The 24102-nt window shown below is 53.0% G+C and carries 25 protein-coding genes; 1 reads left to right on the top strand and 24 read right to left on the bottom strand.

The genetic code is table 11. From position 1 onward, the window contains the following. Position 1 precedes the first annotated feature (1 nt). From ispF to accA, 9 genes are all read right to left on the bottom strand, one after another. On the bottom strand, positions 2–475 hold the full coding sequence (ispF, locus tag AB0A83_RS15450; protein ID WP_150049970.1) for a 2-C-methyl-D-erythritol 2,4-cyclodiphosphate synthase: 474 nt from the start codon (positions 473–475) through the stop codon (positions 2–4). Then, positions 472–1167 carry a 2-C-methyl-D-erythritol 4-phosphate cytidylyltransferase gene (ispD, locus tag AB0A83_RS15445; protein WP_367154637.1) on the bottom strand — a complete coding sequence of 232 codons (696 nt, stop codon included), beginning with the start codon at positions 1165–1167 and terminating at the stop codon, positions 472–474. The genes ispF and ispD overlap by 4 nt, the downstream gene beginning before the upstream one ends. A 3-nt stretch (positions 1168–1170) precedes the next feature. Beyond that, a complete protein-coding gene (locus tag AB0A83_RS15440) occupies positions 1171–1440 on the bottom strand; it encodes a septum formation initiator family protein (protein ID WP_150049966.1) in 270 nt (89 codons plus the stop codon). A 95-nt stretch (positions 1441–1535) separates the two neighbouring features. After that, complete coding sequence (eno, locus tag AB0A83_RS15435; RefSeq protein WP_150049964.1) at positions 1536–2819, bottom strand: phosphopyruvate hydratase; 1284 nt, start codon at positions 2817–2819, stop codon at positions 1536–1538. Positions 2820–2860: 41 nt separating this feature from the next. Then, entirely contained in the window at positions 2861–3466 is a 606-nt protein-coding gene (locus tag AB0A83_RS15430) for a Uma2 family endonuclease (protein WP_367156170.1), read from the bottom strand. Between the two features lie 17 nt (positions 3467–3483). Then, positions 3484–4317, bottom strand: coding sequence for a 3-deoxy-8-phosphooctulonate synthase (kdsA, locus tag AB0A83_RS15425; RefSeq protein WP_150049961.1), 834 nt, complete (start codon positions 4315–4317; stop codon positions 3484–3486). Further along, positions 4314–5948, bottom strand: coding sequence for a CTP synthase (locus AB0A83_RS15420; protein WP_367154636.1), 1635 nt, complete (start codon positions 5946–5948; stop codon positions 4314–4316). The genes kdsA and AB0A83_RS15420 overlap by 4 nt, the downstream gene beginning before the upstream one ends. 206 nt (positions 5949–6154) lie before the next feature. Further along, on the bottom strand, positions 6155–7495 hold the full coding sequence (tilS, locus tag AB0A83_RS15415; RefSeq protein ID WP_367154635.1) for a tRNA lysidine(34) synthetase TilS: 1341 nt from the start codon (positions 7493–7495) through the stop codon (positions 6155–6157). A 56-nt stretch (positions 7496–7551) separates the two neighbouring features. Beyond that, positions 7552–8526, bottom strand: a complete 975-nt coding sequence (gene accA / locus AB0A83_RS15410) for an acetyl-CoA carboxylase carboxyl transferase subunit alpha (RefSeq protein WP_150049955.1) — start codon at positions 8524–8526, stop codon at positions 7552–7554. A gap of 80 nt (positions 8527–8606) precedes the next feature. Between accA and AB0A83_RS15405 the strand changes: the two genes are divergently transcribed. Beyond that, entirely contained in the window at positions 8607–9920 is a 1314-nt protein-coding gene (locus AB0A83_RS15405) for a replication-associated recombination protein A (protein WP_367154634.1), read from the top strand. An 81-nt stretch (positions 9921–10001) separates the two neighbouring features. Here AB0A83_RS15405 and AB0A83_RS15400 read toward each other — a convergent pair whose 3' ends face one another. From AB0A83_RS15400 to AB0A83_RS15330, 15 genes are all read right to left on the bottom strand, one after another. After that, positions 10002–10808, bottom strand: a complete 807-nt coding sequence (locus AB0A83_RS15400) for an OmpA family protein (RefSeq protein ID WP_367154633.1) — start codon at positions 10806–10808, stop codon at positions 10002–10004. A gap of 241 nt (positions 10809–11049) precedes the next feature. Then, positions 11050–11886, bottom strand: a complete 837-nt coding sequence (locus AB0A83_RS15395; RefSeq protein WP_150049949.1) for an MOSC N-terminal beta barrel domain-containing protein — start codon at positions 11884–11886, stop codon at positions 11050–11052. A 17-nt stretch (positions 11887–11903) separates the two neighbouring features. Continuing rightward, entirely contained in the window at positions 11904–12296 is a 393-nt protein-coding gene (locus AB0A83_RS15390) for a PilZ domain-containing protein (RefSeq protein WP_150049947.1), read from the bottom strand. A 128-nt stretch (positions 12297–12424) separates the two neighbouring features. Further along, positions 12425–13618, bottom strand: coding sequence for an acetate/propionate family kinase (locus AB0A83_RS15385; protein ID WP_367154632.1), 1194 nt, complete (start codon positions 13616–13618; stop codon positions 12425–12427). Positions 13619–13740: 122 nt separating this feature from the next. Continuing rightward, positions 13741–14235: a DUF2380 domain-containing protein gene (locus tag AB0A83_RS15380; protein WP_150049943.1), complete on the bottom strand. Its 495-nt coding sequence runs from the start codon at positions 14233–14235 to the stop codon at positions 13741–13743. After that, complete coding sequence (gene pta / locus AB0A83_RS15375; RefSeq protein ID WP_150049941.1) at positions 14228–16354, bottom strand: phosphate acetyltransferase; 2127 nt, start codon at positions 16352–16354, stop codon at positions 14228–14230. The genes AB0A83_RS15380 and pta overlap by 8 nt, the downstream gene beginning before the upstream one ends. Before the next feature lie 65 nt (positions 16355–16419). Continuing rightward, complete coding sequence (locus AB0A83_RS15370; protein ID WP_150049939.1) at positions 16420–16800, bottom strand: PilZ domain-containing protein; 381 nt, start codon at positions 16798–16800, stop codon at positions 16420–16422. Positions 16801–16803: 3 nt separating this feature from the next. Beyond that, on the bottom strand, positions 16804–17451 hold the full coding sequence (locus AB0A83_RS15365; protein ID WP_150049937.1) for an FHA domain-containing protein: 648 nt from the start codon (positions 17449–17451) through the stop codon (positions 16804–16806). Positions 17452–17619: 168 nt separating this feature from the next. Then, on the bottom strand, positions 17620–20418 hold the full coding sequence (locus AB0A83_RS15360; RefSeq protein ID WP_367154631.1) for a class I adenylate cyclase: 2799 nt from the start codon (positions 20416–20418) through the stop codon (positions 17620–17622). A 212-nt stretch (positions 20419–20630) separates the two neighbouring features. After that, positions 20631–21239 (bottom strand): histidine phosphatase family protein, encoded by a 609-nt coding sequence (locus AB0A83_RS15355; RefSeq protein ID WP_367154630.1) that lies wholly within the window; start codon positions 21237–21239, stop codon positions 20631–20633. A gap of 10 nt (positions 21240–21249) precedes the next feature. Continuing rightward, complete coding sequence (locus tag AB0A83_RS15350) at positions 21250–21996, bottom strand: phosphate/phosphite/phosphonate ABC transporter substrate-binding protein (RefSeq protein WP_150049931.1); 747 nt, start codon at positions 21994–21996, stop codon at positions 21250–21252. A gap of 13 nt (positions 21997–22009) precedes the next feature. After that, positions 22010–22486: a PAS domain-containing protein gene (locus tag AB0A83_RS15345; RefSeq protein WP_150049929.1), complete on the bottom strand. Its 477-nt coding sequence runs from the start codon at positions 22484–22486 to the stop codon at positions 22010–22012. A 21-nt stretch (positions 22487–22507) separates the two neighbouring features. Beyond that, a complete protein-coding gene (locus AB0A83_RS15340; protein ID WP_150049927.1) occupies positions 22508–22870 on the bottom strand; it encodes a roadblock/LC7 domain-containing protein in 363 nt (120 codons plus the stop codon). Between the two features lie 45 nt (positions 22871–22915). Further along, the gene (locus AB0A83_RS15335; protein ID WP_367154629.1) at positions 22916–23554 is read right to left on the bottom strand and encodes a hypothetical protein; all 639 of its coding nucleotides are present in this window, start codon (positions 23552–23554) and stop codon (positions 22916–22918) included. A 1-nt stretch (position 23555) separates the two neighbouring features. After that, entirely contained in the window at positions 23556–24095 is a 540-nt protein-coding gene (locus AB0A83_RS15330; RefSeq protein WP_150049923.1) for an ATP/GTP-binding protein, read from the bottom strand. Between the last annotated feature and the right edge of the window lie 7 nt (positions 24096–24102).

Raw genomic sequence — 24102 nt, 5'->3', positions numbered from 1 at the left:
CTTAGGATTCTATCAATACCGCGGCTTGCACCGCGATACCTTCTTTACGGCCTTCGAAACCCAGTTTTTCGGTGGTAGTGGCTTTAACGTTGATGAAGTCGACCTCGACCGCCAAATCGGCGGCGATATTGGCGCGCATGGCCGACACGTGCGGCAGCATTTTCGGCGCCTGGGCGATGATGGTAATGTCGGCGTTCACCAGGCGGTAGCCTTTTTCCTGCACGATTTTATACACGTGGCGCAGCAAAATGCGGCTGTCCGCGCCTTTGAAATCGGGGTCGGTATCCGGAAAATGCAGGCCGATGTCGCCGAGCGCGGCGGCACCCAAGATGGCGTCGGCCAGGGCGTGCAACACCACGTCGCCGTCGGAATGCGCTTCCAGACCTTTTTCGTAAGGAATGATCACGCCGCCTAAAATGATGTGGTCGCCGTCGTTGAACCGGTGCACGTCGTATCCCATGCCTACGCGTATCATGCTTGCTGCTCCAGATAAAATTGTGCCAGGGCTAGGTCTTCCGGGCGGGTGATTTTGAGGTTGTCGGGGCGGCCTTCGACGATTTTCGGTCGATAACCCAGCAATTCCAAAGCGCTGGCTTCGTCGGTAACCGCCGGGTTGCCTTGGGTTTGCTGCAAGGCGTCGCGTAGCATGCCGTATTTGAACATTTGCGGAGTCAGGGCGCGCCAAACCTGCGTTCTGTCTATCGTGGCGGTGATGGTATCGCCGTCGACATGTTTCAAGGTGTCGTGCGACGACAAGGCCAAAATGCCGCCGACCGCATCGTTTTTCAAAGTTTCGATTTGCAAATGAATGTCTTGCGCAGTCAGGCAGGGGCGGGCGGCATCGTGCACCAGCACCCAGTCGTTTTCGCCGGCCAAACCTTGCAACGATTGTAAGGCCGATAGCACGGAATCGGCGCGTTCCTTGCCGCCGGGGGCGGTAATCACGTCGGGATGCTTGGAAATGTCCAGTTCAGGCCAATAGGGGTCTTCGACCGAGATCGCCGTCGCGACCTTTTGAAACGCGCCGGATTCCAGCAAGCGACTCAAAGTGTGTTCGATCACGGTCTTGCCGGCCAGCGGCAGATATTGTTTGGGGCGGTCGGCCTGCATGCGTTTGCCGACGCCGGCGGCCGGAACCACGGCCCAGCACTTTGTTGATGCCATCATGCGCTACTCAAGCACCTGAAAAAAGGTTTCGTTTTCCTTGACCATGCCCAGTTCGTACCGGGCGCGTTCTTCTATGGTTTCCAAGCCGCTGCGTAAGTCCAATACTTCGGCGTACAGCGCATCGTTTCTGTCTTTGCTGTCTTGAATCTCTTTGTTTAATTCTTCCAGACGTTGCCGATATTCGCTGATTTGCGAAATGCTGGCGTCGCCTATCCACAAGCGGTATTGGAAATGGACGATCAGGCCTAGAAGCAATAGAACTACGTATTTAATGACGACACCTCGATAAGCGGTTCGGGCGAGTGCAGGAAAGACCCAAACCGGCAGTCGTTGATAGCCGGGCGCTGCTTGCGCCCGGCCGATCGGGTTTAGCCGAGCATTTTGAATGCGCTGCGGCCGGCGTAGCGGGCTTTGGCGCCCAACTCGTCTTCGATTTTCATCAAGCGGTTGTATTTGGCGACCCGGTCGGAACGGCTCAAGGAACCGGTTTTGATTTGGCCGGTGCCGGTAGCAACTACCAGGTCGGCGATGGTGGTGTCTTCGGTTTCGCCGGAACGGTGCGAAACTACCGCGGTGTAGCCGGCCGCGCTTGCCATGTTGATCGCCGCCAAAGTTTCGGTCAGGGTGCCGATTTGATTGACTTTGATCAGGATGGAATTGGCGATGCCTTTGTCTATGCCTTCTTTCAGGATGGCCGGGTTGGTCACGAACAAGTCGTCGCCTACCAACTGGATTTTACCGCCCAATTTGTCGGTCAACAGTTTCCAGCCGTCCCAGTCGTTTTCGTCCAGACCGTCTTCGATGGAGATAATGGGATATTTGTCGACCCAAGCCGCCAAAAAGTCGACCATCGCTTCGGAACTGAAACTGCGGTTTTCCGCGGCCAATACGTATTTGCCGTTGTCGAAATATTCGGAAGCGGCCGCGTCCATGCCCAGATAGATGTCTTGACCGGCTTTGTAGCCGGCTTTTTCGATGGCTTCCAGGATGACTTCGATGGCTTCTTCGTTGGAGCGCAGGTTCGGCGCGAAACCGCCTTCGTCGCCCACGGTGGTGGCCAGGCCTTTGCCTTTCAATACCTTGGCCAGATTATGGAACACTTCGGCGCCGTAACGGATGGCTTCGCGGAAAGTCGGCGCGCCGACCGGCAAGATCATGAATTCCTGCAAATCGACGCTGTTGTCGGCGTGCGAACCGCCGTTGATGATGTTCATCATCGGTACCGGCATCACGAATTCGCCGCTTTTGTTCAAAAATTGATACAGTGGCTGGCCGGCTTCCAGGGAAGCGGCACGAGCGGCGGCCATGGACACGCCCAAAATCGCGTTCGCGCCCAAGCGGCTTTTCGCGTTGCTGCCGTCCAGGGCAATCATTTTTTCGTCCAGCAGCTCTTGTTTGTCGGCGTCCATGCCGATTACGGCGTCGCGGATTTCGGTGTTGACGTTGTTGACGGCGGTCAATACGCCTTTGCCCAGATAACGGGATTTGTCGCCGTCGCGCAACTCGATGGCTTCGCGTTCGCCGGTGGAAGCGCCGGACGGCACCATGGCGCTGCCGACCACGCCGGAATCCAAATATACGTCGGCTTCCACGCTGGGGTTGCCGCGCGAATCCAGAATTTCTCTTGCTTTTACGTCAACGATTCTCATGATCTTCTAATCTCCGTGATGAATGGTAGGTTTTGTAAACGTTTTTAATTATCCGGGAAGAGTTCGCTTAAGCTGATGCGAAGCTCCGGGAATAGGTGCGGCGTGGCGAAGTCGTCGCCGGCGAAAATTCGAGTCAATTGGTAGCGGTCTTGTTCGTCGAGCACGAACTGTTCGACGATGGCCTCGTGCGGGAAGACCAGCCAGTATTCCTTGACGCCGCTTTCCGCGTATAGCGCGTGCTTGATTTGCGTGTCCTTTTTCGAGCTGCTTTTAGAGACGATCTCGATGATCCAGTCCGGCGCGCCGTTGCAGCCTTGTTCGTCCAGCTTGGCAAGATCGCAAATCACGCAAATATCCGGTTGCACGACGGTAAAGACGTCCTTGCCGACAGGGACGGAATTTCTGCGGTCGTACAAGCGGACGTCGAACGGCGCGGCGAACACCTGACAGGACCTGTGGTGGAAAAAATTGAACATTTGCCCGCTCAAGTTCATCGACAAGCGCTGATGATGGACGTTCGGCGCCGGCGACATCAGCGAGATCCTGCCCCTGATCAGTTCAACCGCGTCCTCGAATTGCCAGGTCGAATAATCCGCATAGCTATAGTTGGCCGACATATCGAGCTGCGATAACCGGGTGATTTTTGCCATGGCCATGCGTTTTTCGTCTATAGCGTGGTTTCGATGAAGGGTGCCGCTTTGACTGCGCGGTCGATGGTGATCAGAGTTTCCAGCAATTCTTTCATGCGGTGCAAGGGCCAGGAATTGGGGCCGTCGCTCAAGGCTTCCTCGGGTTTCGGGTGGGTTTCCATGAACAAGCCGGCGATGCCGACTGCGGTAGCGGCGCGCGCCAGTACCGGCACGTGTTCGCGTTGGCCGCCGGAGCAACTGCCTTGTCCGCCCGGCAATTGCACCGAATGGGTGGCGTCGAATACTACCGGGCAGCCGGTGTCGCGCATGACCGCCAAGGAACGCATGTCGGACACCAGATTGTTGTAGCCGAAGGAGACTCCGCGCTCGCACACCATGATGTGCTCGTTGCCGGTCGCTTTGGCTTTGGCGACGACATTGCCCATGTCCCAGGGTGCCATGAATTGGCCTTTTTTGATGTTGACCGGGATGCCCATCGAAGCCACGCTTTGGATGAAATTGGTTTGCCGGCATAAAAAGGCTGGGGTTTGCATCACGTCGACTACTGCGGCGACTTCCGCTAACGGCGTGTCTTCGTGTACGTCGGTCAATACCGGTACCCCGATTTGTTGTTTGATCTTTTCCAGTATTTGCAAGCCGGTTTCCAGTCCCAGGCCGCGGAAGCTATTGATGGACGAGCGGTTGGCTTTGTCGAAGGAAGACTTGTAAATAAACGGAATGCCCAGTTGCGCGGTGATTTCCTTTAAGGTGCCAGCGGTATCCAGCGACATTTGTTCGCTTTCGATGACGCAGGTGCCGGCGATCAGAAACAAGGGCCGATCCAAGCCGGCTTCGAAATGGCATAACTTCATGCTTGACCTTTCTTTTTGTGTTGTGCGGCGGCTTCGACGAAACCGGAAAACAGCGGATGGCCGTTGCGCGGGGTCGAGGTAAATTCCGGGTGAAATTGGCAGGCCAGAAACCAGGGGTGGTCCGCCAGTTCGATAATCTCTACCAGCCGGCCGTCCAGGGATTTGCCGGAAAAACGCATGCCGGCCGCTTCCAGGGTTTTCAGATACTGGTTGTTGAATTCGTAGCGGTGGCGATGGCGTTCGGTAATCACGTCTTTTTGATAAAGCTCGAATGCCAGCGAGTCGGATTTCAGCCGGCATTTTTGCGCACCCAAGCGCATGGTGCCGCCCAAGTCGGAATCCTGGTCGCGGATTACCAGTTCACCGGCTTCGTCCATCCATTCGGTAATCAAGCCGATCACCGGATGCGGGGTTTTCGGTAAAAATTCGGTGCTGTGCGCGCCTTCCAAGCCGACCACGTTGCGGGCGAACTCGATCACCGCCGATTGCATGCCCAGGCAAATGCCCAGATACGGAATTTTGTTTTCCCGGGCAAAACGCACCGTTGAGATTTTGCCCTCTACCCCGCGTTCGCCGAAGCCGCCCGGAACCAGAATCGCGTCGACGTTTTTCAATTGAGCGGTGCCTTCGGCTTCTACGGTTTCCGAATCGATGTATTTGATTTGCACTTTGTGGCGAGTGTTGATGCCAGCGTGCAACAAGGCTTCGTTCAGCGATTTGTAGGCGTCGGTGTGGTCCACGTATTTGCCGACGATGGCAATCTCGACTTCGTCGGTCGGGTGGGTCAAGCCGTCCACCACTTTTTCCCAGGCCGACAATTCGGCGGGCGGCACGTCCAAGCGCAACTGGTTAACCACGATGTCGTCCAAACCTTGTTCGCGCAATAGCAGCGGAATGCGGTAAATGGTATCGGCGTCGACCGCGGAAATGACGGCTTTTTCGTTGACGTTGGTAAACAGCGCAATTTTACGGCGTTCGCTGGCCGGAATCGGTTGTTCGGAACGGCAGATCAAAATATCCGGCTGTATACCTATGGTACGCAACTCTTTCACCGAGTGTTGAGTCGGTTTGGTTTTAAGTTCGCCGGCCGACTTGATGTAAGGGACTAAGGTCAAGTGTATGAATACGGCTTTGTCGCGGCCCAGTTCGACGCCCATTTGTCGTATGGTTTCCAGAAACGGCAAGGATTCGATGTCGCCCACGGTGCCGCCGACTTCGATGATGCCGATGTCCATGCCTTCGGCGCTGGCGAAAACCCGCCGCTTGATTTCGTCGGTGATGTGCGGAATCACTTGCACCGTGGCGCCCAGATATTCGCCTTTGCGCTCGTTGCGCAGCACTTGCTCGTAGACTTGACCGGTGGTGAAGTTGTTTTTCTTGGTCATCGTGGTTTTTAAAAACCGTTCGTAATGACCTAAGTCCAAATCGGTTTCCGCACCGTCCTCGGTGACGAACACTTCGCCGTGTTGAAACGGGCTCATCGTGCCGGGATCGACATTGATGTAAGGGTCGAGTTTGGTCATGGTGACTTTGAGGCCGCGGGCTTCCAAAATGGCGGCCAGAGACGATGCGGCGATGCCTTTTCCCAGAGAAGACACCACGCCGCCGGTGATAAAGATGAATTTTGTCATGGAGTGTTATTCGCCTAAATGAGCGGATAGCAAGGGGATTGGAAAATTGCGCGATTTTAGCAGTTTTGCCGGCGACTTGCCGGTTTTATTCGGGCGACCGAAACACTCGTTATCGAGTGCGCATTGCGTCCGTCGATGTCGGCGGTTGTCCGGTCGACCTTTGCGCTGAGGCCGATAGCGGTAGGACGCGCGAGGCTGAATGCCCGTCACTCGCCTTGCCGGAGAAGGGCTGGAGCGAGGTCCTCGTGCCGGCAATCGATGCGGTAGCAAGCGTTTTCGGCTAGTGTCCATGCCCATTCGTCTATCCACAATCCCGGCACGCCTGCCAGCCGGCCGTCTATGTACAGCAAGGGTCTGGAATCGCGTTCCCAGGGAGGAATGCCGGCGGCTTGATAAAGTTTCTTCAAGCAATGATGGCCATGCCGGCCGGGTAATTTTAGGCGTTCTCCGCCTTGGCGCGGTTTCAATTCCACCTGTCCGGCTTGCCAAAGTTGCCGGCTGATGCCGGAGTCGGTTGGGGTTAGGGTCAAAGCATAACCGTTAGACAAGCTTATCCGTTCGGCCGACTGAGGCCAAACTTGCTGCTCGGCCGGCCGAAACTTCCTATCCTCCAGGCAGTACAGGCGTTGTCGGTAACGGCGTATTCGATGGCCTTGAAAATGTAGCGACGGATCGCCGTTAGCGGCTAAAAATTGGCTTTTGAGCGTGTTCAATACCGCTTCGCTGGGCATTTGTAAACGCAGAGCGCGCATCCAAGCCCGTAAAGTCCAGGATTGCTCGGCGTCCGATAGACCACGCAAGCCGTCCAGGTCCAGACTATGGTCGCGTGGGTCCGATAGCGCGGTTAGCAGCGCTTGGCTGTAGTGGCTCAGCAATTGCTGGGATTCGGCGCAATGCCTGGCGCTGCGCGACACGGTTTTATCCAGAGCGGGCCAGCGGTTTTTCAACAGCGGCAGGATAGCGTTGCGCAGATAGTTGCGGTCGAAGTCAGTGTCGGCATTGCTGGGGTCTTCCACCCAGCGTAACTGGTGCCGAGCGGCGTATTGGCGGATTTCGGCCTTGCCGACGTCGAGTAGCGGCCGTAGCAGCCGGCCTTTACCGAACGCTGCACTGGCGGGCATGGCGGCTAAGCCTTGCACGCCCGCTCCCCTAAACAGCTGTAGCAGCAATGTTTCCAGCTGATCTTCGCGATGTTGGGCAACCAGTAAGGCGTCGCCGGACTGAATCAACGCGCCCAGCGCTTGATAGCGGGCTTCCCGAGCCGCCGCTTCCGGACTTTGTCCGCCGGCGGCTCGGGCATCGACGCGCACGCTGTAAAAGGCTACGTCCAACGCATCGGCTTGTTGCCGGCAATGTAGCTCCCACGCGTCGGCTTGGCTTTGTAGGCCGTGATGGACGTGGGCGGCGGTAAGGCGTGGCCGTAATTCCCGATTGCTGGCGCACAGATGCAACAATACCTGCGAATCGATGCCGCCGCTGTATGCAAGGTATAGCCGGCCCGGACAAGCGGCAAGCGAATCGGCAACGGCGAGTAAATCGATGGGCATGTTAAACGACAAAGGCCGCGGTGATGCGGCCTTTGCCGGCGGCAATGCAGCGAAGGTTATTTGACCGGTTCTTCGTAATAAGCCCCGAAACGCATAATGCGTTGGTAGCGCCGCTCCAGCATCGCGTTCATGTTTTCCGCTTCTTGTTTGAGTTCGGATAAATGTCGGATCAGGGCTTCGCGCAAATTGCCGGCCACTTGTTCGAAATTGCGGTGGCCGCCGCCGACCGGTTCGCGTACGACTTCGTCCAAAAAGCCTTGTTCGCGGACCCGGTCCGAGGTGATGCCCATGGCTTCGGCGGCCAATTGGGCTTTTTCGGCGCTTTTCCACAAGATGGAGGCGCAGCCTTCCGGCGAAATGACTGCATAGGTGCTGAATTCCAGCATCAACAAGCGATCGCCCACGCCGATTGCCAAGGCGCCGCCGGAGCCGCCTTCGCCTATCACCGTGCACAGGATGGGCGTGCGCAGTTTGGACATTTCGAACAGGTTGCGAGCTATCGCTTCGCTTTGGCCGCGCTCTTCGGCGCCTATGCCGGGATAAGCGCCCGGGGTGTCGATCAAACAAATGATGGGTAATTGAAAGCGTTCGGCCAGTTTCATGACGCGCAACGCCTTGCGATAACCTTCCGGACGCGGCATGCCGAAGTTGCGGTAGATTTTTTCTTTGGTGTCGCGGCCTTTTTGGTGGCCGATGACGACCACCGGTTGCCCATCCAAGCGCGCCAAGCCGCAAACGATGGCGGGATCGTCGGCGAAAGCGCGGTCGCCGTGCAATTCGTGAAAATCGGTGAACATTAGGCGAATGTAGTCCAGCGTATACGGCCGGCCGGGATGGCGCGATAGCTGAGAGATCTGCCAGTCGGACAAGTTGGCGAAAATGCTTTCGGTGAGCATTTCGCATTTTTGTTCCAGCTGTTTCAGGGTTTCGGAGATGTCGAAATTGTTATCCAGCTCTACTTTGCGCAGCTCTTCGATTTTGGCTTGTAACTCGGCGATGGGCTGTTCGAAATCCAGGAATTTTAAATCCATGTTAATCCGGCGTCAGAATCAATAAAATGGCCGGCAATTTTAATGAAAAATCGGGCTATTGCCTATCTGTTTTCCTTGACATGACTAAAGCCGTAGATTTAGCCGCGCCGCTCGGCGCGCCGTTGGCCGCGCGCATGCGGCCGCGCACGCTGGACGAGTTTATCGGGCAACAGCATCTTTTGGCCAAGGGCAAATCGCTGAGGGCCGCTATTGAACAAGGCGTGCCGCATTCATTGGTGTTCTGGGGGCCGCCGGGCGTCGGTAAAACTACCCTGGCCAAAATTATCGCGACCGGTGCCGCTTGCCATTTCATCGAACTGTCGGCGGTGATGGCCGGGGTCAAAGAAATTCGCGCGGCGGTGGCCGAAGCCGAACAGGTCCGGTTGAGTCGTAATCTCAATACGGTGGTATTTATCGATGAAATCCACCGCTTTTCCAAAAGCCAGCAAGACTCGTTGTTGGCGCCGATTGAAAGCGGGAGCATTATTTTATTCGGCGCTACCACCGAAAATCCGTCGTTCGAATTGAATAATGCCCTACTATCCCGGCTGCGGGTCTACGTGATGCGCAGCATAGAGCAAGAGGCCTTGATCGCGTTGATGCAAAACGCTTTAGCCGATTGCGAGCGCGGCTTGGGACGCAGAAGCCTGGTGATAGCTCCCGAGGTACTGGCACTGATAGCCAAGGCGGCCGACGGTGACGCGCGCCGCTGCTTGAATATTTTGCAGATTGCCGCTGATTTGGCGGAAACGGTTGACGGTAAAGACATCGTCGATCGTGCGACCTTGGACGAGGTGCTGCAAGGCCATGCCAACCGTTTCGATAAAGGCGGCGATATTTTTTACGATCAGATTTCAGCCCTGCACAAATCGGTGCGAGGTACCGATCCGGACGCCGCATTGTATTGGTTTTGCCGGATGCTGGACGGCGGCTGCGACCCTTTATATATCGCCCGCCGTGTGGTGCGCATGGCGTCCGAGGACATAGGCAACGCCGATCCGCGTGCTTTAGAGCTGGCACTGAACGCCGCCCAGGCATACGAGCGTTTGGGGGGTCCCGAAGGCGAGCTGTCGCTGGCGCAAGCTATCGTGTATTTGGCTTGCGCGCCGAAAAGCAATGCCGTTTATGTCGCATACAAGGCGGCGATGGCAGACGCTAAGACCAGCGGCTCTTTGGAAGTGCCGATACATTTGCGCAATGCGCCCACGAAATTGATGAAAGAGTTGGGACACGGGGCTCAATACCGTTATGCCCACGACGAAGCCCATGCTTATGCGGCGGGCGAGAATTATTTTCCGGAACCCTTGGAAGGCAAGCGCTATTACTTTCCGGTCGAACGCGGGTTGGAGATCAAGATAAAGGATAAGCTGGCATTCTTGCGTAAGTTGTCTTGACGCAGTTATAGACGCGGCACGAAGGCGATATAGGCTTGCATGCGGCGCGTCCTTGCGCCGATGCTAGGTTAACAATTCGGTTTATTGATATTGTTGAGGGTACTGTTGTTGCGGATATTGCTGTTGAGGATATTGTTGCGGGTAAGGCTGCTGCGGATAGTTTGGTTGCGGATAACCTTGCTGTGGGTTGACCGGTTGTTGGTTTCCTTGGGGTTGTTGTGCGGAACCGGCGTTTTGCTGAGCGACAATCGCTAATTCGACGCGGCGGTTGATGGCGCGATTGGCATCGTTGGTATTGGATACTTTAGGCGAACTTTCGCCCATGCCTTGTTGGGAAATCCGCAAGCGATTGACGCCGCGTGAGGCCAAAAAACCGGCGACGCTGCTGGCGCGGGCTTCGGATAAGCGCTGATTGTCGGAATCGGAACCGACGTCGTCGGTATGCCCTGTTACCGAAATCGTCGATTCGGGATAATTGACCAGTATGCGGGCGATTGGGTCCAACGCGTTTTGCGCTTCCGGAGATAAATCCGATTTGCCGAACGCAAAGGTCACGTTGCTGGTGCTGGGCATGCTCAGGGTCAGTTGGTTTTCGGCGGTGCGTTGTACCTCTATGCCCGTGCCTTGCAAGGATTGTTGCATCTCCTGCTGTTGTTTATCCATGTAATAGCCTATGCCCGCGCCGACGGCTGCGCCGGCCAAAGCGCCCAAGCCGGCGTTTTTCCAATCGTTGCCGCCGAATAGGGTGCCGGCGCCGGCACCGACCGCGGCGCCAATCCCGGCCCCTTTGCCGAGATTGCTCATACTGCTTTCGCCGGTATACGGGTTGGTGGCGCAACCGGCTAAAACGCCCAAACCAAGGCCGATTACTAAGATTTTCTTGTTCATTGTTTTGTCCTTTGGAAAATGATTACTGATGGTTTGCGTGGATTGTTTTAATTGAGCAAGGATTGTTGATAGCCCATGCTGTAAGCCGCTATAGACCGTCAGGTTGCAGATAGATTCAGAGACGGTGCGGTCTGGCTTGTTGTGCTTAAGTGTTGATATTCGGCATGCTCGCCAACGTTGAATGTGTGCCTATGCAATTGTTATCCGGCGATATTCTGCAGCCAACAGGCTTAATCGCATCTTAATCGGAAACGGGATCGTTTAGGGGCGGTTGATTCCGGCCGGTTTCTAAAATCAGAACCTGTTGTCCAACCGATAGGGAACCTTGGCTGCCGTGCAATGCGTTTTGCCCGAAATACACTTGGTTGTTCCATTTTCGCAGCCGATTCAGGGTCGCCAAAGGCTCTTTGCCGGTTAAGGCGGTGGTAGGGTCTATGGTAGGTACCGAGCAACGGGAACAGGGTTTGGGTAGCCGAAATTCGATGTGGTTGATTTCTATGCGCCGCCAAGTATCTTCGGCATAAGCGGAACAATCTGTGACGACCAAGTTCGGTCTAAATCGCGGCATGTCGATAGTTTCGGTCATCTGTTGGTTTAGCGAATGTAAAGAGTTTTCGCCAATAAGCAAAAACGGAAAGCCGTCGGAAAACGCGGTTTGATCGTTCGGTGCCGCGTATTTTTGATCGACCTGACGTTGGCGATGATCGGGGTGGTAAACCAAGCGGCAGTCCAGGTCCAATACCGACCTAAACCAAGCGTTTGCCTTATCCGAAACCAACCGGGCAATGCAGTCGTCGCGCCAGATGCGCACGGTTAAGTCTTCTCCGTCCATAGGCTGCAAGGGCAAGTTCAACTCGCTATGGCCTGCGGCGGAAACGATCAAGGCATCGGCGTCGATGCGGGTTCGGATTAAGGCCATTTTCGGCAAGCGGCGTTGGCTGAGGAATTGCCCCTCCGAGTCGACCAACATCCATTTGCGATCGTATTGCAAACCGTTTCTGTCTACCGGCCAATCGGAAACGCTGATGCCGGCTAACGATTTAATCGGATAAATGAAGATTTGACTTAAAACAGGCATAAAAACAAGCGAGCGGATTAGGCAAAGGTGAGATCGGTTTGAGTGTTCAGCAGGTGGTCGGCCAAGTCGGCTTGATAGCGTGCGAATTTCAAGCCCAGACGGGGATAGGCTTGATTATGCACTACCCGGGCATCTATGTTAAAGATTCTGCCGTCCGGAAACGAAACGGTAAAAATGAGAGGGGTTTTGATGCGGTATTTTTTCGGAGAAATGACCGCAGCTCCCTTGCTGCTAATGTCTATCAATTGTACGTCGACGGTTCGCGAAAATGGGTGCTTGGCTTTGAGTACCACTTTGATGTCGCTACGACGATAACGAACCGAAATGCGTTTATTGGTAAAGCTGTCGTCGAGCTCTATTTTTTGAGCGAACACATCGAATTCGTCCGATGAAAAGTCGTTAGCCGTCATTTCGATGTACCAGATAATTCCGTAGTCGCAGAAGTATTGTTTTAAGGTAGGAAAAATTCAAGACGGCCTGCGCTAAATCCGCTACGCAGTGCAAAGCCATTGAATTAGCGGGTTTGTAAGCTTGCCGTCTAAAAGGCATGTTCTAAACACTCGGCGGCTTGCAAGGCAATTTCCAGCTCTTCGTTAGTCTTTATGACCAGAATTTTGCTTCGGGATTCGGGAGTACTAATCTCTGCGCACGCGGGGTGGCGGAGCGCGTTTTTCTCGCTTGCCAACTCCAAGCCAAAACCCTGCATGCCTTCGCAGACGGTGTGCCGCAACCACGCATCGTTTTCGCCTATGCCGCCGGTGAATACCAGGGCGTCCACGCGCCCCAGCACTGCCATATAAGCGCCAATGTACTTTTTAACGCGATAGGCGAACATGTCCAGGGCCAATCGGGCCGACGCGTCGTTGTTGTCGGCCAAACGATGCAAGCTGCGCATATCGTTATGTCCACTAATTCCCTTGCAGCCGCTACTTTTGTTCAAGACGTCCTCGAAGTCTTCCAGCGGCTGTCGCAGGCTGCGAGCCATATAGAACGGTATAGACGGATCTATGTCCCCGCACCGGCTGCCCATCATCAGGCCTTCCAACGGCGTCATGCCCATGCTGGTATCCACGCTAAGACCGTTCCTGATTGCAGTTACGCTGGCGCCGTTACCCAAATGCAAAGTAATCAAGTTGATTTCGTTCAACTCTGCATTCAAGAATTTTGCCGCTTGTTTGGCGACATATCGGTGAGATGTGCCGTGGAATCCGTAGCGGCGTACCCCGTGTTCGGCGTACCAGGTGTCGGGTAGCGGATAGCGGTAGGCATAGTCCGGCAACGTTTGATGAAAAGCGGTATCGAAAACGGCGACTTGCACAACATTTCCCATAGTGTGCAGGGCCTCTTTTATACCCAGCAAATTTGCGGGATTGTGTAGCGGCGCAAGTGCGCTAACCGCTTCGATACGAGTCAGTACGTCGGGGGTGATGACGGTAGGCTTTGAGAAACGATCGCCGCCATGTACCACGCGATGGCCGATGCAGCTCAACGCGCCGGCTTTTAATGCCGAACTGTTGTCCAATGCTGCAAATAGTTCCGCCAAAGCTTGGCTGTGGTCGGCGATGGGACGTTCCGAAATCCGGGTCGCTCCGGTTTCGCTTTGGACTGTATGCCGCGATTGCGCCTCGCCGATGCGTTCGATTAAACCGGATAACACGGAAGCGTGGCTTTGCATGTTTAGCAGGCTGTATTTAATCGACGAACTGCCGGAGTTCAGCACAAGAATGTTCATGGTTCGACTGTGGATGTTGATTGTGGCGGACGCTGCAAGGAGGTTATCCCGGTTTGGCCAATCTTAGATGAGCGCAAACCGATGGGTTCGACGCTGTCGGAACGCTTAAGTCCGAGTCGGCGTTACTTGGCGGCGGATATCGTTTTGTCGATTTTGTCGGCCAACCGCCGTGCCGCATTCGCTAACAATGCCTGATCGCGGCCTTTGGATTCTATGATGTAACGACCGACCAAGCTCGAGGTTTCTGTCTCGACTAAGTGAACCATCAAATACGCGAATAAAAAACTCGGTTTGTGTAAGCGGCCGATCAAAACGTAGTCGGCGCCAAAGCGTTTGCCCAGATCGGCCGCTGCATCGGCGTGATCCAGCAAATAACCGCTTCCGGCGTTTGCCGTTTGTTGGCTGGCAAACGCAATTTCGACGATGGGATAGCCGGTTGCCAGCAATGCGTGTTGCAGCAGCGGCTTGATGCTGGCAGTGCGGGCCAATTCCGCCGGGATATTGGGCGTAGGCGTCAGGTCCTTGAGTTCGAATTCCAAAACCGCGATGCGGGGCGCGGCCCAAACGGTCGAACTGAAAAGCCAAATGACTGTTAATAGCCCGTACCCTTTACGCATGTGAGTTTTCTTGCGCTTGAATGGCGGTGATGATGACGGTGTTGACAATATCCGGCACCGTACAGCCGCGGCTCAAATCGTTCACCGGCTTATTCAAGCCTTGTAATACCGGGCCGATGGCGATGGCACCGGAAGAGCGTTGCACTGCTTTGTAGGTATTGTTGCCGGTGTTCAAGTCCGGAAAGATGAATACGGTGGCGTGGCCCGCGACTTCGCTGCCGGGTAATTTGGTATGGGCCACGCCGAGGTCTACGGCGGCGTCGTATTGCATGGGGCCTTCCAGTTTGAGATCCGGCCGTCGAGCTTTTGCCAGCTTGACCGCTTCGCGCACTTTATCCACCGCCTCGCCTTTGCCGGAATCGCCGGTAGAGTAGGACAGCATGGCTACTCTGGGTTCTATATTAAACATTTCCGCGGTCTGGGCCGAGCTGAGGGCAATGTCGGCCAGTTGCTGCGCATCGGGATTCGGGTTGACCGCGCAGTCGCCGTAAACCAGTACTCTGTCTTCCAGGCACATGAAAAATACGCTGGAAACGATGGCGGCGCCGGGTTTGGTTTTAATGATTTCGAAAGCGGGGCGTATGGTGTGTTGAGTGGAATGTACCGCCCCCGATACCATGCCGTTGGCGAAGCCCAAATGTATCATCAGGGTACCGAAATAGCTTACGTCGGCCATTAGGTCGTATGCCGTGTCGTAGAGGATGTTTTTGTGCTTGCGTGCTTCGTAATACGCTTGCGCAAACATGGGCCGCAACCCGGACGTTAAAGGATCGATAATATCTACGTCGGTTAATTTCAAAGCCAGGGTTTGGATTTTTTGCCTGATCTCGCTTTCGTTACCCAAGAGAGTAAGCTTAACCACGTCCCGCAATAATAAAATTTCCGCCGCCCGCAGAATGCGTTCTTCGTTGCCTTCGGGTAAGACGATGTGCTGTTTTTGAGCTTTGGCACGCTGCACGAGTTCGTATTCGAACATGATCGGCGTCATTTTTTGGCTGATGTTGTCATGCAGCCGGGCGCGAAGTGCGCTCATGTCGATATGGTTTTCGACCAGACCCAGTGCCTTGGCGATTTTGCGTTCGTCTTGAGAATGCAAACGCGCCGGCACTTGGCTAACCTGCATCGCCGTGGTAAAGGTGTCCGAATCGACGCCCAGGATTGCAAACGGAATGTCGCCTAAACCGTTGAGCAATGCTTGAACTTGTTTGCCAGGCTCTTGATGGCCGGTTAGCAGCAGGCCGGCGATTTGCGGAAAATTGCTGGAGTGGTAAGTCAATACGCTGGCTAGGATAATGTCGGTACGATCGCCGGGCGTGATGATCAAATCGCCGCTTTGCACGTAATCTAAAAAGTCGGGGACCAGCATTGCCGCCACTTTGTATTGAAACACCTCCCGGCTGAGTGCGCTGGCGTCTCCGCACAGCAGCCGGGCATTGAGGGTTTTGGCGACGTTGCCTAAAGACGGTTTGCTCAGCAAGGGTTCATTCGGCACCAGAAAAATAGGGAATTCGGCATTCTGATGCAGTAGTTCGCGCAATGCGGGAAGTTGCCCGGGCTCCACGCAGTTGATCACGACGGCTAACACGTCGCTGTCGTGATCTTGTAACTGGTGTTTGAGCTCGCCTAAGTTGTTCAGTATCTGTAGATTGTTCTGCGTGTGGCCTTGCATGACCGGCAATAAACGGCAGTTCAGGTTATTGGCTACTTCAACGTTGAAGTCGAACTCGAACAGGGAATTTCCGCGCCGATAGTCGGAACCGACACACAGCACGTGGTCGCATTCGGCTTTCAGGGCGCGATATTTTGCAAGAATGATCTTGTGTAGCTCGTCGTATTGCTCGTCGGCTAACAAACTTTGCGCTTGTTGAATGGTGCAGCCGTATAGGCTGTCGTAATCGAATTCCAGCGAATAGCGATCGCGGACGAATTCAATCAAACCGTCGGTTTGCTCGCCGCCGTCGATCAACGGGCGAAAGAAACCCAGTTTGTCGGCGTGACCGGCTAGCATTTCCATGAAAGCCAACATCAAAATCGATTTGCCGCTACCGCGGTCGACTCCGGTGATGTAGATGTCTTGGGTTCTGTAAGCGCTTGAAGAAGAGGGGGTAGATGCGGGCATGGGGGATGCTCAGCTGAGAAGGAGGTAGCCTGCCGGTAAATCGGGTGGCGGAAGCGTTGACGCCGTTATCCGTTGGCGATCAACATAGAAAGTTCTCTATCCATCAGCGCGCTGTCGCCCAAGTTAAGTTCCACCAAGCGACGCAAGTTGGTGATACTGTCTATGTCGATGTTTTCGCATTTGAATCCCACTGAGCGCTGATGCGAGTGGGCGTAGCTTAATTGCATGGCGATGCCGACGTCCGGTCCCAGCGAAAGCGTCAGCGTGTATAGGGCATCCGGAGACGCTTGCCAATCGTGTTCGAATTCCAACAAGCAGCCCTTTAAGCTGATATCGTTGACTATGCACTCGGTTTTTACACCGTTGCTTTCCAACACCGCTTTGGCACTGAAAAAAATTCTTTGAAAGTGGCGCTTATCGTCTTGTGCCGGCGCGGATGTTGCCATTTTTCACTCCAAGAAAAATTGCATCGGTGTATTGTCGATTTCGATGACGTCGTGGTTTTTCAACTGTAGGCTTTTATCGCCTAACGGCTGCTTGTTGACCGCCAGGCCGTCGTGACCTTGCAGCGCGGATACGTAATAGCCGTCTTTGCGTTTGGCGATGACGACGACTCCGGCACCGTCGTGTCCCAGGCGGGTCATGGCTTTTTTTAACGGTAAAATCCGGCCGATGTGCGGGCCGTCCATGATTTGCAGATTGGCTTCCAGCGGTTTGCTGAGTTGCTCCAGTTTACGGTCTAAGGCTTCTACGTCGGCGTCTTTTTTAAGCTTGACCTTAGGTTCGGGCTCCGGCGCGGCGATGAAAGATTCCACGGTGTTGAACACGATGTAATGTTTGCCGACATTGATAATGTCGCTATTTTGCAAACTCCATTCTTTGGTGGGATGGTTGTTGATCATCAGCGGAAACTTGTCGTTCAGCTGTTTGATGATGCAAGCCCCGTTTTTGACCACGACTGCCGCGTGCGCCGGCGCGACGGCCAGACTGTCGACGACCAAATCGTTGCTCTCGTCCCTACCAATATGTATAACGCCGGAATCGTAAATACATGAATGAATGACTTTATCTTTAAAATAGACGGTAAATTTTGCCATTGCTTCGAGTTAAAAGTCTGCGCGACCGGATTGTAGTATAGCTTTATTCGCTAAGCTTGCTTAACTCTAAATTAACGCTAGTCAATTTTAGAAGTCGTTACTGATTGCCGAATATCCTGCGATGTGTCGCCTGTATACGGCCTTGGCTAACCGGCGCGATAGTCCGGCCTAGATATTTAATTTATCTTCGATTTTTTGTTTGTACTGTAGGTAATGCACGCTTTGCGCCTGCGCAAAATCGCTAATGCCCAATAACTCGCAAGGAATGTCGATATCCGTGATGTGGCAAGGATAGTTTTCGTGGGTTTTACGGAAATTCATGATGTATTGTTTGACCTCTAAGTACGATTGCGCATTGCTTATGGCGAATTTGCGTTGATTGCAATAAATCGCGTGGCCTTGGCTACGATCGGCCGTGATGCGTACACTTAAATCCAGTGCCGAGTCGTTTTGCCGGATGTCGACCGAGTGGCAGGAGACGACGCCTGCCGAATTTTTTTGGATTTCGTAGCAATCGATAAGGATCGTTTCCGGCAATTTGGTTTGTAGTTGCAGGTTTTTAATGAAAACGTAGTAGTGGGTCAGGATTTGCTGCGGGTTAGCGCCGGAATGCTGGCGCACAAACAGAGCGCCTTTCTCGTCGATGATGTAGAAAGCGATATGCTTGCTGGAATGGTGGTAAAAAATCTGTAGCCGTTTGGGTTTGTTAAATTGGTACAGATAGGGGATGAAGGTTTGTTCCAACACGAAATCGTCGAAATGTACCGGAGAAAATTGCGCTTGTGTGCTGGAAAGTTCTTGCAACAAAGCCTGGGAGTTCTCCAGAAGATAATAACTCAAGCTGTTATTTTGTATCCTAAAGCAACAATAGCCGGCCTGCGCTGCCAACAGATAGCGACCGTTTTGGGCATGCGGACCGGACGAAAAATGCGAGGATAAACCTTCAAACAAGCTTTCCAAGCGCATGCAGATGCTGCGTCCTCTGGCGCGGGTATAACAAGCAATCCGTAGCGATTCTGCGCTCAATGGTTTACTGGTCTGGTTGAACACTTCGCTCAAGCAATTGAAGACGCCTTCCAAGCCTTGGTATTCTTGAAAAGTCACTTCGCCCCATGATGATACCGATACTTTTTGAATGTTAATGACAAAACAGTAGCGATTGTCGCCGTAGCTTAAAGGATCCGAGCGCTCGCTCATCATGAACAGCTGAGGATTATTGTCTATTGGCAGTTCCTTGCCCCAGTTTACTAATAAAAAAGACGCTTTGATCCGGTTAGGCTGGCTATAAATTTCCAAGCCGGTGTCTTTATCGGGTAAGTGCAAGCTTAAAAACGCGTGTAATTGCGACAATAGCCTGGATACCTCGCCGTCGCCGTTTTGCCTTGCTCCGCTAGTGAGCATTTGGGCTTGCAGGGTGCGGCTATAAATGCCGTTCACCACAATCCAGCACAGCAGTTCCAATAGCGAATCGGCTTGTTTGATAGCTTGGGCAAGGCTTGATTGCAAGGTGGGAAGTTTCCCTGAGAATAATTTCCACGCTTCGCCTCCGGAATACGGCAATTCTTGTAGCGTGACTGCTGCCGGTTTGGTGTAGACCATGGCGCGGGTGGTCAGCACCTCTATTTTTCCGGGCTTCAAATCCAGGGATGCGCTAAGTTTGCGGCTTAAGAGCTTTAAATCGTGGTTTTGACCGGGATGGTCCAGAGGGTTGCCGGTGATCTTAAGTATCATCCGCAAACATTGCTGCAGTTGATCGCGGATAACGCCATGTTGCGCGCCGGCTTTTTCTATCGTCCACGATTTGCGTTGCAATAGGTTGGGCAATAGTTCCTCCGGCCAATGCCATCGGCGGGCGATATTGGCCATAAAGGCTTCGTGTATAGCGTTTGCTTTGCTGTCGGTCTGAGGGGTAATGGCGCCCATTACTTTGATTTGCAGGCATTCTCTGGCTAAGTTCAATCGTTCGTGCGCGCCAAGTCGGCTCAGATAATCGTCTACTTTTTCGTAGATCAGAAGATAGGGGTCCATGCTGTCTAGCGAATAAGTCCCTGCGTAAATCGCTTTTTTCAAATTGGAACATAACCACATGGGTTGTGGAAATTCGGCCGCATAACTCTCCATCAAAAATAATTTCAACAACGATTTATGCGGCGACCCCAGCGATTTGTAGATATGCCAAAGCGTGGCGCTGACAAACTCCGATTGCGGCATGTTTTCCAGATTGCCGAAGTCGAGCACTTCGTTTTCGGAAATGAAGCGATTTTCCAATAAATGCGATACATATTCGCGATAGCGGCTTTCTTGTTCGGGAGGGACCAGCCACCAAATCGGGACTTTGCCGGCAATATAGACGGAGGTACGGTAGAACTCTTCCAGCAGTAAATAATGTTGAGTCTCGCCGCTACTCTCGGAGGAGAGCGGGGTGTTGGTGCCTTCGCTAAATTGAGTGCTGTTCAATAAGAAAAAATGCACTTCGAGTTTTAACGATACTGCCCACTTCTCGATCAATTCCGCTTTAGCGCGCAATTGTGCCAGTTGTTCGTCCGGTAAAGCGGCCGGATGGCAGAGCCAAACGTCAATGTCGCTTTTTTGCGAGAAGGCGACACTCCCTACGCTGCCCATCAAAAAAATACTTTCGACGGGATAGTATCTTAAGGCTTTACGTTTGTAGGTATAGCCTTTGGAAAACTGTTTGGCCGTATCGACCGCTTGGCGATTAGGCTGGTAATCGGGTATTCCCGCCGGTGTTTCCAGTGAAACGAAACCGGGTAACAGCGGGTGGTTTTGATGGAACAATAAGGGTAGAAGGTTTAAAAAGTCGTGCTGTCTGGGCTGTAAAAACTCGCGAATTCGTTGTAAACGGCCTTGATTGAGATGCTTAAAGCGTTGGATGACGGCATGCAGATCTTTTTTACTGATCTCTTCTCCCGGCGCTCCTAGACGAATTGGTAAATGACGAGACGACAAATTGAGATTACCCGTTTGTTAACTTAGGCGAATTCCAGCGAGAAATATACCCGACTGACGGTGCTTTGGCCCCACACGAAAATTCGGCGCCTGTCGGGTAGATTTATTCTTGTTCATTGCCTTAGAGATTTATGTGACCCGGTAACGGTTTTATCTCCCCTGATGCCGCGCCCAGCACCGGTTGTTATAAAGGATTAATGGCGTGACATCCGCTAGCGGTTGTGAAAATCCAGCAGTACGGTTTGTTTCCCCGGACTACCGAAGCAGCGAAACCGGGTTAGGCTGGCATGGGGAACTTCAATTCGGAAACTGTTTTCCGGAGAAATGCCCATCAATAGGGAAAACAATGCCCGAATCACGCCGGCGTGGGTAATGAGTAGCACTGATTGGCCAAAATATGCTGCTGTCAGTTGGTACCAGGCGATGTTAACTCTAGTGCTGAATTGCTTATAGGTTTCGCCTTCCGGCGGGCTGGCGTTCATAAAGTCCCGGTAATAGGCTTCCAAAGCCTTAGGGTAGCGGTGTTCTATGGCTTCGGCGGTTAATCCTTCCCACCTTCCGAAGTCAATTTCTTGCCAAGCTGCGTCGACATAGAGCGGGATATTGCGTGTTGCCGACAAATGTAGGGCGACGGCTTGGCAGCGTTGCAATGGCGAACTGATGACCGCCTGCCAGTTTCTGTTATCGCAGCACTCAAGCATTTGCTGCCACCCGACTTCGCTTAAGGGATCGTCGGTAATGCCTCTAAAGCGGATTCCACCGGTTGGCTCGCCATGGCGCAGTATATCGATAGTGGTTTGCGTGTTTTCGAATTCCCTCATGGGGTTGATTTTAAGTGTTGAGCGTATCCATTAAGTCGATCATGAACTCCATTTCCTCGTCTTCAACGGCCTTCCAGCCGGCAAAGCCCAAGCTTTTCAACACGCCGCAGTCTTTCTCATGAGTCGTCATGTCGCACAGCAAACTGCGGATTTGGTCGCGCCGGGAATGCAGTTTCGGGCCGAGCATTAAGGTGTGATTGATCACGCTAATTTGGCTTCTAACCAAGACTTTTAGTTGTTTACGGATGATGGCGGACAGTCCGTCGAAGGCTTCGACCAGAAAAATGCCTGCATCGGCTTCATTTCTAAGGATATGTTTGGCGACCAATACGTAGGTGTCTGAAGTAACGAAGGCGACATTGCTCTTGTCCAGATCTGCCGGCTCCAGCATGATCATTCCGATTAGGCTAACATCCGGGTCGTCTGTGAAGGCGATACGAAGGCCTGGTTTTAAGTCCTCTACACTCGCGGCAGGATTTTGCTCGGATACCGCAATTAGTGCTTCGTCTGTCGCGCCGTTGACTCTGGCAACAGGCAAAAAGTTTTTTTCCCTAACCAGCATCGCCGCGTCGTAAGGGTTTGCGTAAATTAGGTCTACTTGATCGGATTCTATTGCTTTTCTTTGATCTTGAAAGCTATCGAACATCTGCAGGTGGATGTTGGTTTCCAGTTGTTTTTGTAGCCAGGTATTAAAGATGTACCAACCTGAAAGATGATCAGGCGTGAAATCCGGACTGACGGTAAATAGATAAGACATCAATGACTCCCGATCAGGAAAGAGTACGGTAGAGTTGTATGCGTTCGGCGATTTTAGCTCGCGACGGTTTACGCCTTACCGAGGTGTAGCCTACGACTTGGCCGCCTCTGATATTCGGGATGACGGTCGCTTTGACCCAATAGAAACCGCCGTCTTTTCTTAAGTTTTTTACATATCCCTGCCATTTTTCTCCGTTTTGCAGGGTATTCCACAAGTCTTGGAAGGCGGCGGCAGGCATGTCCGGGTGGCGTAGAATGGAATGGGGGGCGCCGATCAATTCGTGCTCGAGATAGCCGGACATTTCGACAAAAGCGCGGTTTACATGTGTAATGAAGCCTAGCGGATTGGTACTGGAGACTATGAGTTTTCCGTCGGGATAAGGCGTTTCTATTTCCGTGTAATAAACTTTACGCGTGATCGAATGGTACAAAGACAATTCGGCTTCTCGATAATCGCCGATAATATCTTCGATCTTCATGTCAGAAATCATATTCATCCCCCGTAGTATGGTTTAGAGCATGTCCGCAATGCTTTCCGCTGCCCGTTTTACGTCAAGAAAAATTAAACCCAATTTGGCGTTTGGTTTTGCGAGTACGGTTAATACTGCTTCGTGACCGGCATAAGTCATTAAGACGTAGCCGCGTTTACCTTTGATCAGTACTTGTTCCAGTTCGCCTCTATTCAGTTCTTGCGCGGTACGATCGCCTAGGGACAGCATCGCGGCGCTCATGGCGCCAACTCGATCTTCGTCCATATTTGCAGGTAACACCGCCGCCATCATCAAACCGTCGGTCGAAATGACGCCTGATGCCTCGATGTCGGCTGAGGTGCCGTTTAGTTCCGTTAATACCGAGGTTAAAAGATCAGCTTTCATTTATGTTCTCCAGATATATTGAATTTTCATGCTTGAGATTACGTACTATTTTTCGCAATAGCGTATGCTGAGAGCCCACGCTAAGGTGACAAAGTGGTCGCGGTTAAAATGTGGAATACCGGCTATAGCAACGACGAAACGGTGCTTACCGATGAATAAAGGCCAAAAACCGATCTGACTGAAGCCATAGGCGTCGACAATGGCCCAGGCATGACTGGCTAAGCCTAGATTGTTGGCGAGTAAACCGGTCCGTCTCGCATGTACGGTCGCTAGTTCCGCACTCAGAGCGGACAGCTCTTCCGCCGTTTCGTGCGGAAAGCCACTGCTGCTTAGATAAAAGCCCTGTTCGTCGGCCAATAAAACTTTGTCCGTCTCGGAAATCGCGCTTAATAGGCTAGGCAATATATCTTCCAGCGCCTCGGAGGGGGCTTGGATAGACGAGCCTATTCCGTGCAACCAACCTAGTTTTTGGCAGTGGTACAGCAATTCCAAGTTCTTGGCGTAGTCGTCACTTTCCATCAAGGTAGCCAGCTCTTCCTTGGAGGCGGAGGGGCTGGTTGGCTGTTGCAATATGCGCTGCAAAAAACGGCGCGATTTGTCTGCCACCGGTGAACAAAGGGCTTGGTATGCGCCAGCTGGCGTCAACTGTATGTAGAGATTCGGAGCTAATTCCAATTCGCTCATATCATGCTTCTTTAAGTAGCGGATCCAATGAAAAGAGCAGAGCTTGTACTAACAAAGACACGTCGTTGCGCTGTCTAGCGTCTACCGAAAATAACGGTGCTTTGAGCTTGATGTGTTGCAAGTGTTGTTGATAGTCCGAAATAGTCGGTTTATCGCTGAGATCCATTTGGGTAATGCCTATCGCGACTGCAGTTTGTTGAATAAATTTATCGAAGGCCTGTAGAAAAAAACGCAGGTCTTGGAAAGGGTCGGCTCGAGTGTTGTCTAGTAATAAAATTAAGCCGATGCCGCCTGTGGTCAAAATGTCCCACATGAAGTCGAACCGCTCTTGGCCCGGCGTCCCGTATAGATGTAGTTTTTCTCCTCCGGCGAGATTCATGACGCCGTAGTCCATTGCAACAGTCGTCGCGGACTTACGATTTTTGGTCATGTCGCTGGCGGTAGCATCGGTTTTTACTGGCGGTATATCGCTAATGCTTGAAATAGCGGTTGTTTTACCAGCACCGACCGGGCCGGTAAAAATAATCTTATATTGGGTCATGCGTTTA

This window comes from Methylomonas sp. HYX-M1, assembly GCF_040741385.1.
Taxonomy (GTDB): domain Bacteria; phylum Pseudomonadota; class Gammaproteobacteria; order Methylococcales; family Methylomonadaceae; genus Methylomonas; species Methylomonas rhizoryzae.
Note: the sequence above shows the minus strand (reverse complement) of the source record. Positions and strands in the feature narration are given on the sequence as shown.

Bases quoted from the DNA above. Each gene is read 5' to 3' on its own strand.
- ispF (WP_150049970.1), bottom strand. From the start codon at position 475: ATGATACGCGTAGGCATGGGATACGACGTGCACCGGTTCAACGACGGC.
- ispD (WP_367154637.1), bottom strand. From the start codon at position 1,167: ATGATGGCATCAACAAAGTGCTGGGCCGTGGTTCCGGCCGCCGGCGTC.
- AB0A83_RS15430 (WP_367156170.1), bottom strand. From the start codon at position 3,466: ATGGCAAAAATCACCCGGTTATCGCAGCTCGATATGTCGGCCAACTAT.
- kdsA (WP_150049961.1), bottom strand. From the start codon at position 4,317: ATGAAGTTATGCCATTTCGAAGCCGGCTTGGATCGGCCCTTGTTTCTG.
- AB0A83_RS15420 (WP_367154636.1), bottom strand. From the start codon at position 5,948: ATGACAAAATTCATCTTTATCACCGGCGGCGTGGTGTCTTCTCTGGGA.
- tilS (WP_367154635.1), bottom strand. From the start codon at position 7,495: ATGCCCATCGATTTACTCGCCGTTGCCGATTCGCTTGCCGCTTGTCCG.
- accA (WP_150049955.1), bottom strand. From the start codon at position 8,526: ATGGATTTAAAATTCCTGGATTTCGAACAGCCCATCGCCGAGTTACAA.
- AB0A83_RS15405 (WP_367154634.1), top strand. From the start codon at position 8,607: ATGACTAAAGCCGTAGATTTAGCCGCGCCGCTCGGCGCGCCGTTGGCC.
- AB0A83_RS15400 (WP_367154633.1), bottom strand. From the start codon at position 10,808: ATGAACAAGAAAATCTTAGTAATCGGCCTTGGTTTGGGCGTTTTAGCC.
- AB0A83_RS15395 (WP_150049949.1), bottom strand. From the start codon at position 11,886: ATGCCTGTTTTAAGTCAAATCTTCATTTATCCGATTAAATCGTTAGCC.
- AB0A83_RS15390 (WP_150049947.1), bottom strand. From the start codon at position 12,296: ATGACGGCTAACGACTTTTCATCGGACGAATTCGATGTGTTCGCTCAA.
- AB0A83_RS15385 (WP_367154632.1), bottom strand. From the start codon at position 13,618: ATGAACATTCTTGTGCTGAACTCCGGCAGTTCGTCGATTAAATACAGC.
- AB0A83_RS15380 (WP_150049943.1), bottom strand. From the start codon at position 14,235: ATGCGTAAAGGGTACGGGCTATTAACAGTCATTTGGCTTTTCAGTTCG.
- pta (WP_150049941.1), bottom strand. From the start codon at position 16,354: ATGCCCGCATCTACCCCCTCTTCTTCAAGCGCTTACAGAACCCAAGAC.
- AB0A83_RS15370 (WP_150049939.1), bottom strand. From the start codon at position 16,800: ATGGCAACATCCGCGCCGGCACAAGACGATAAGCGCCACTTTCAAAGA.
- AB0A83_RS15365 (WP_150049937.1), bottom strand. From the start codon at position 17,451: ATGGCAAAATTTACCGTCTATTTTAAAGATAAAGTCATTCATTCATGT.
- AB0A83_RS15355 (WP_367154630.1), bottom strand. From the start codon at position 21,239: ATGAGGGAATTCGAAAACACGCAAACCACTATCGATATACTGCGCCAT.
- AB0A83_RS15350 (WP_150049931.1), bottom strand. From the start codon at position 21,996: ATGTCTTATCTATTTACCGTCAGTCCGGATTTCACGCCTGATCATCTT.
- AB0A83_RS15345 (WP_150049929.1), bottom strand. From the start codon at position 22,486: ATGATTTCTGACATGAAGATCGAAGATATTATCGGCGATTATCGAGAA.
- AB0A83_RS15340 (WP_150049927.1), bottom strand. From the start codon at position 22,870: ATGAAAGCTGATCTTTTAACCTCGGTATTAACGGAACTAAACGGCACC.
- AB0A83_RS15335 (WP_367154629.1), bottom strand. From the start codon at position 23,554: ATGAGCGAATTGGAATTAGCTCCGAATCTCTACATACAGTTGACGCCA.
- AB0A83_RS15330 (WP_150049923.1), bottom strand. From the start codon at position 24,095: ATGACCCAATATAAGATTATTTTTACCGGCCCGGTCGGTGCTGGTAAA.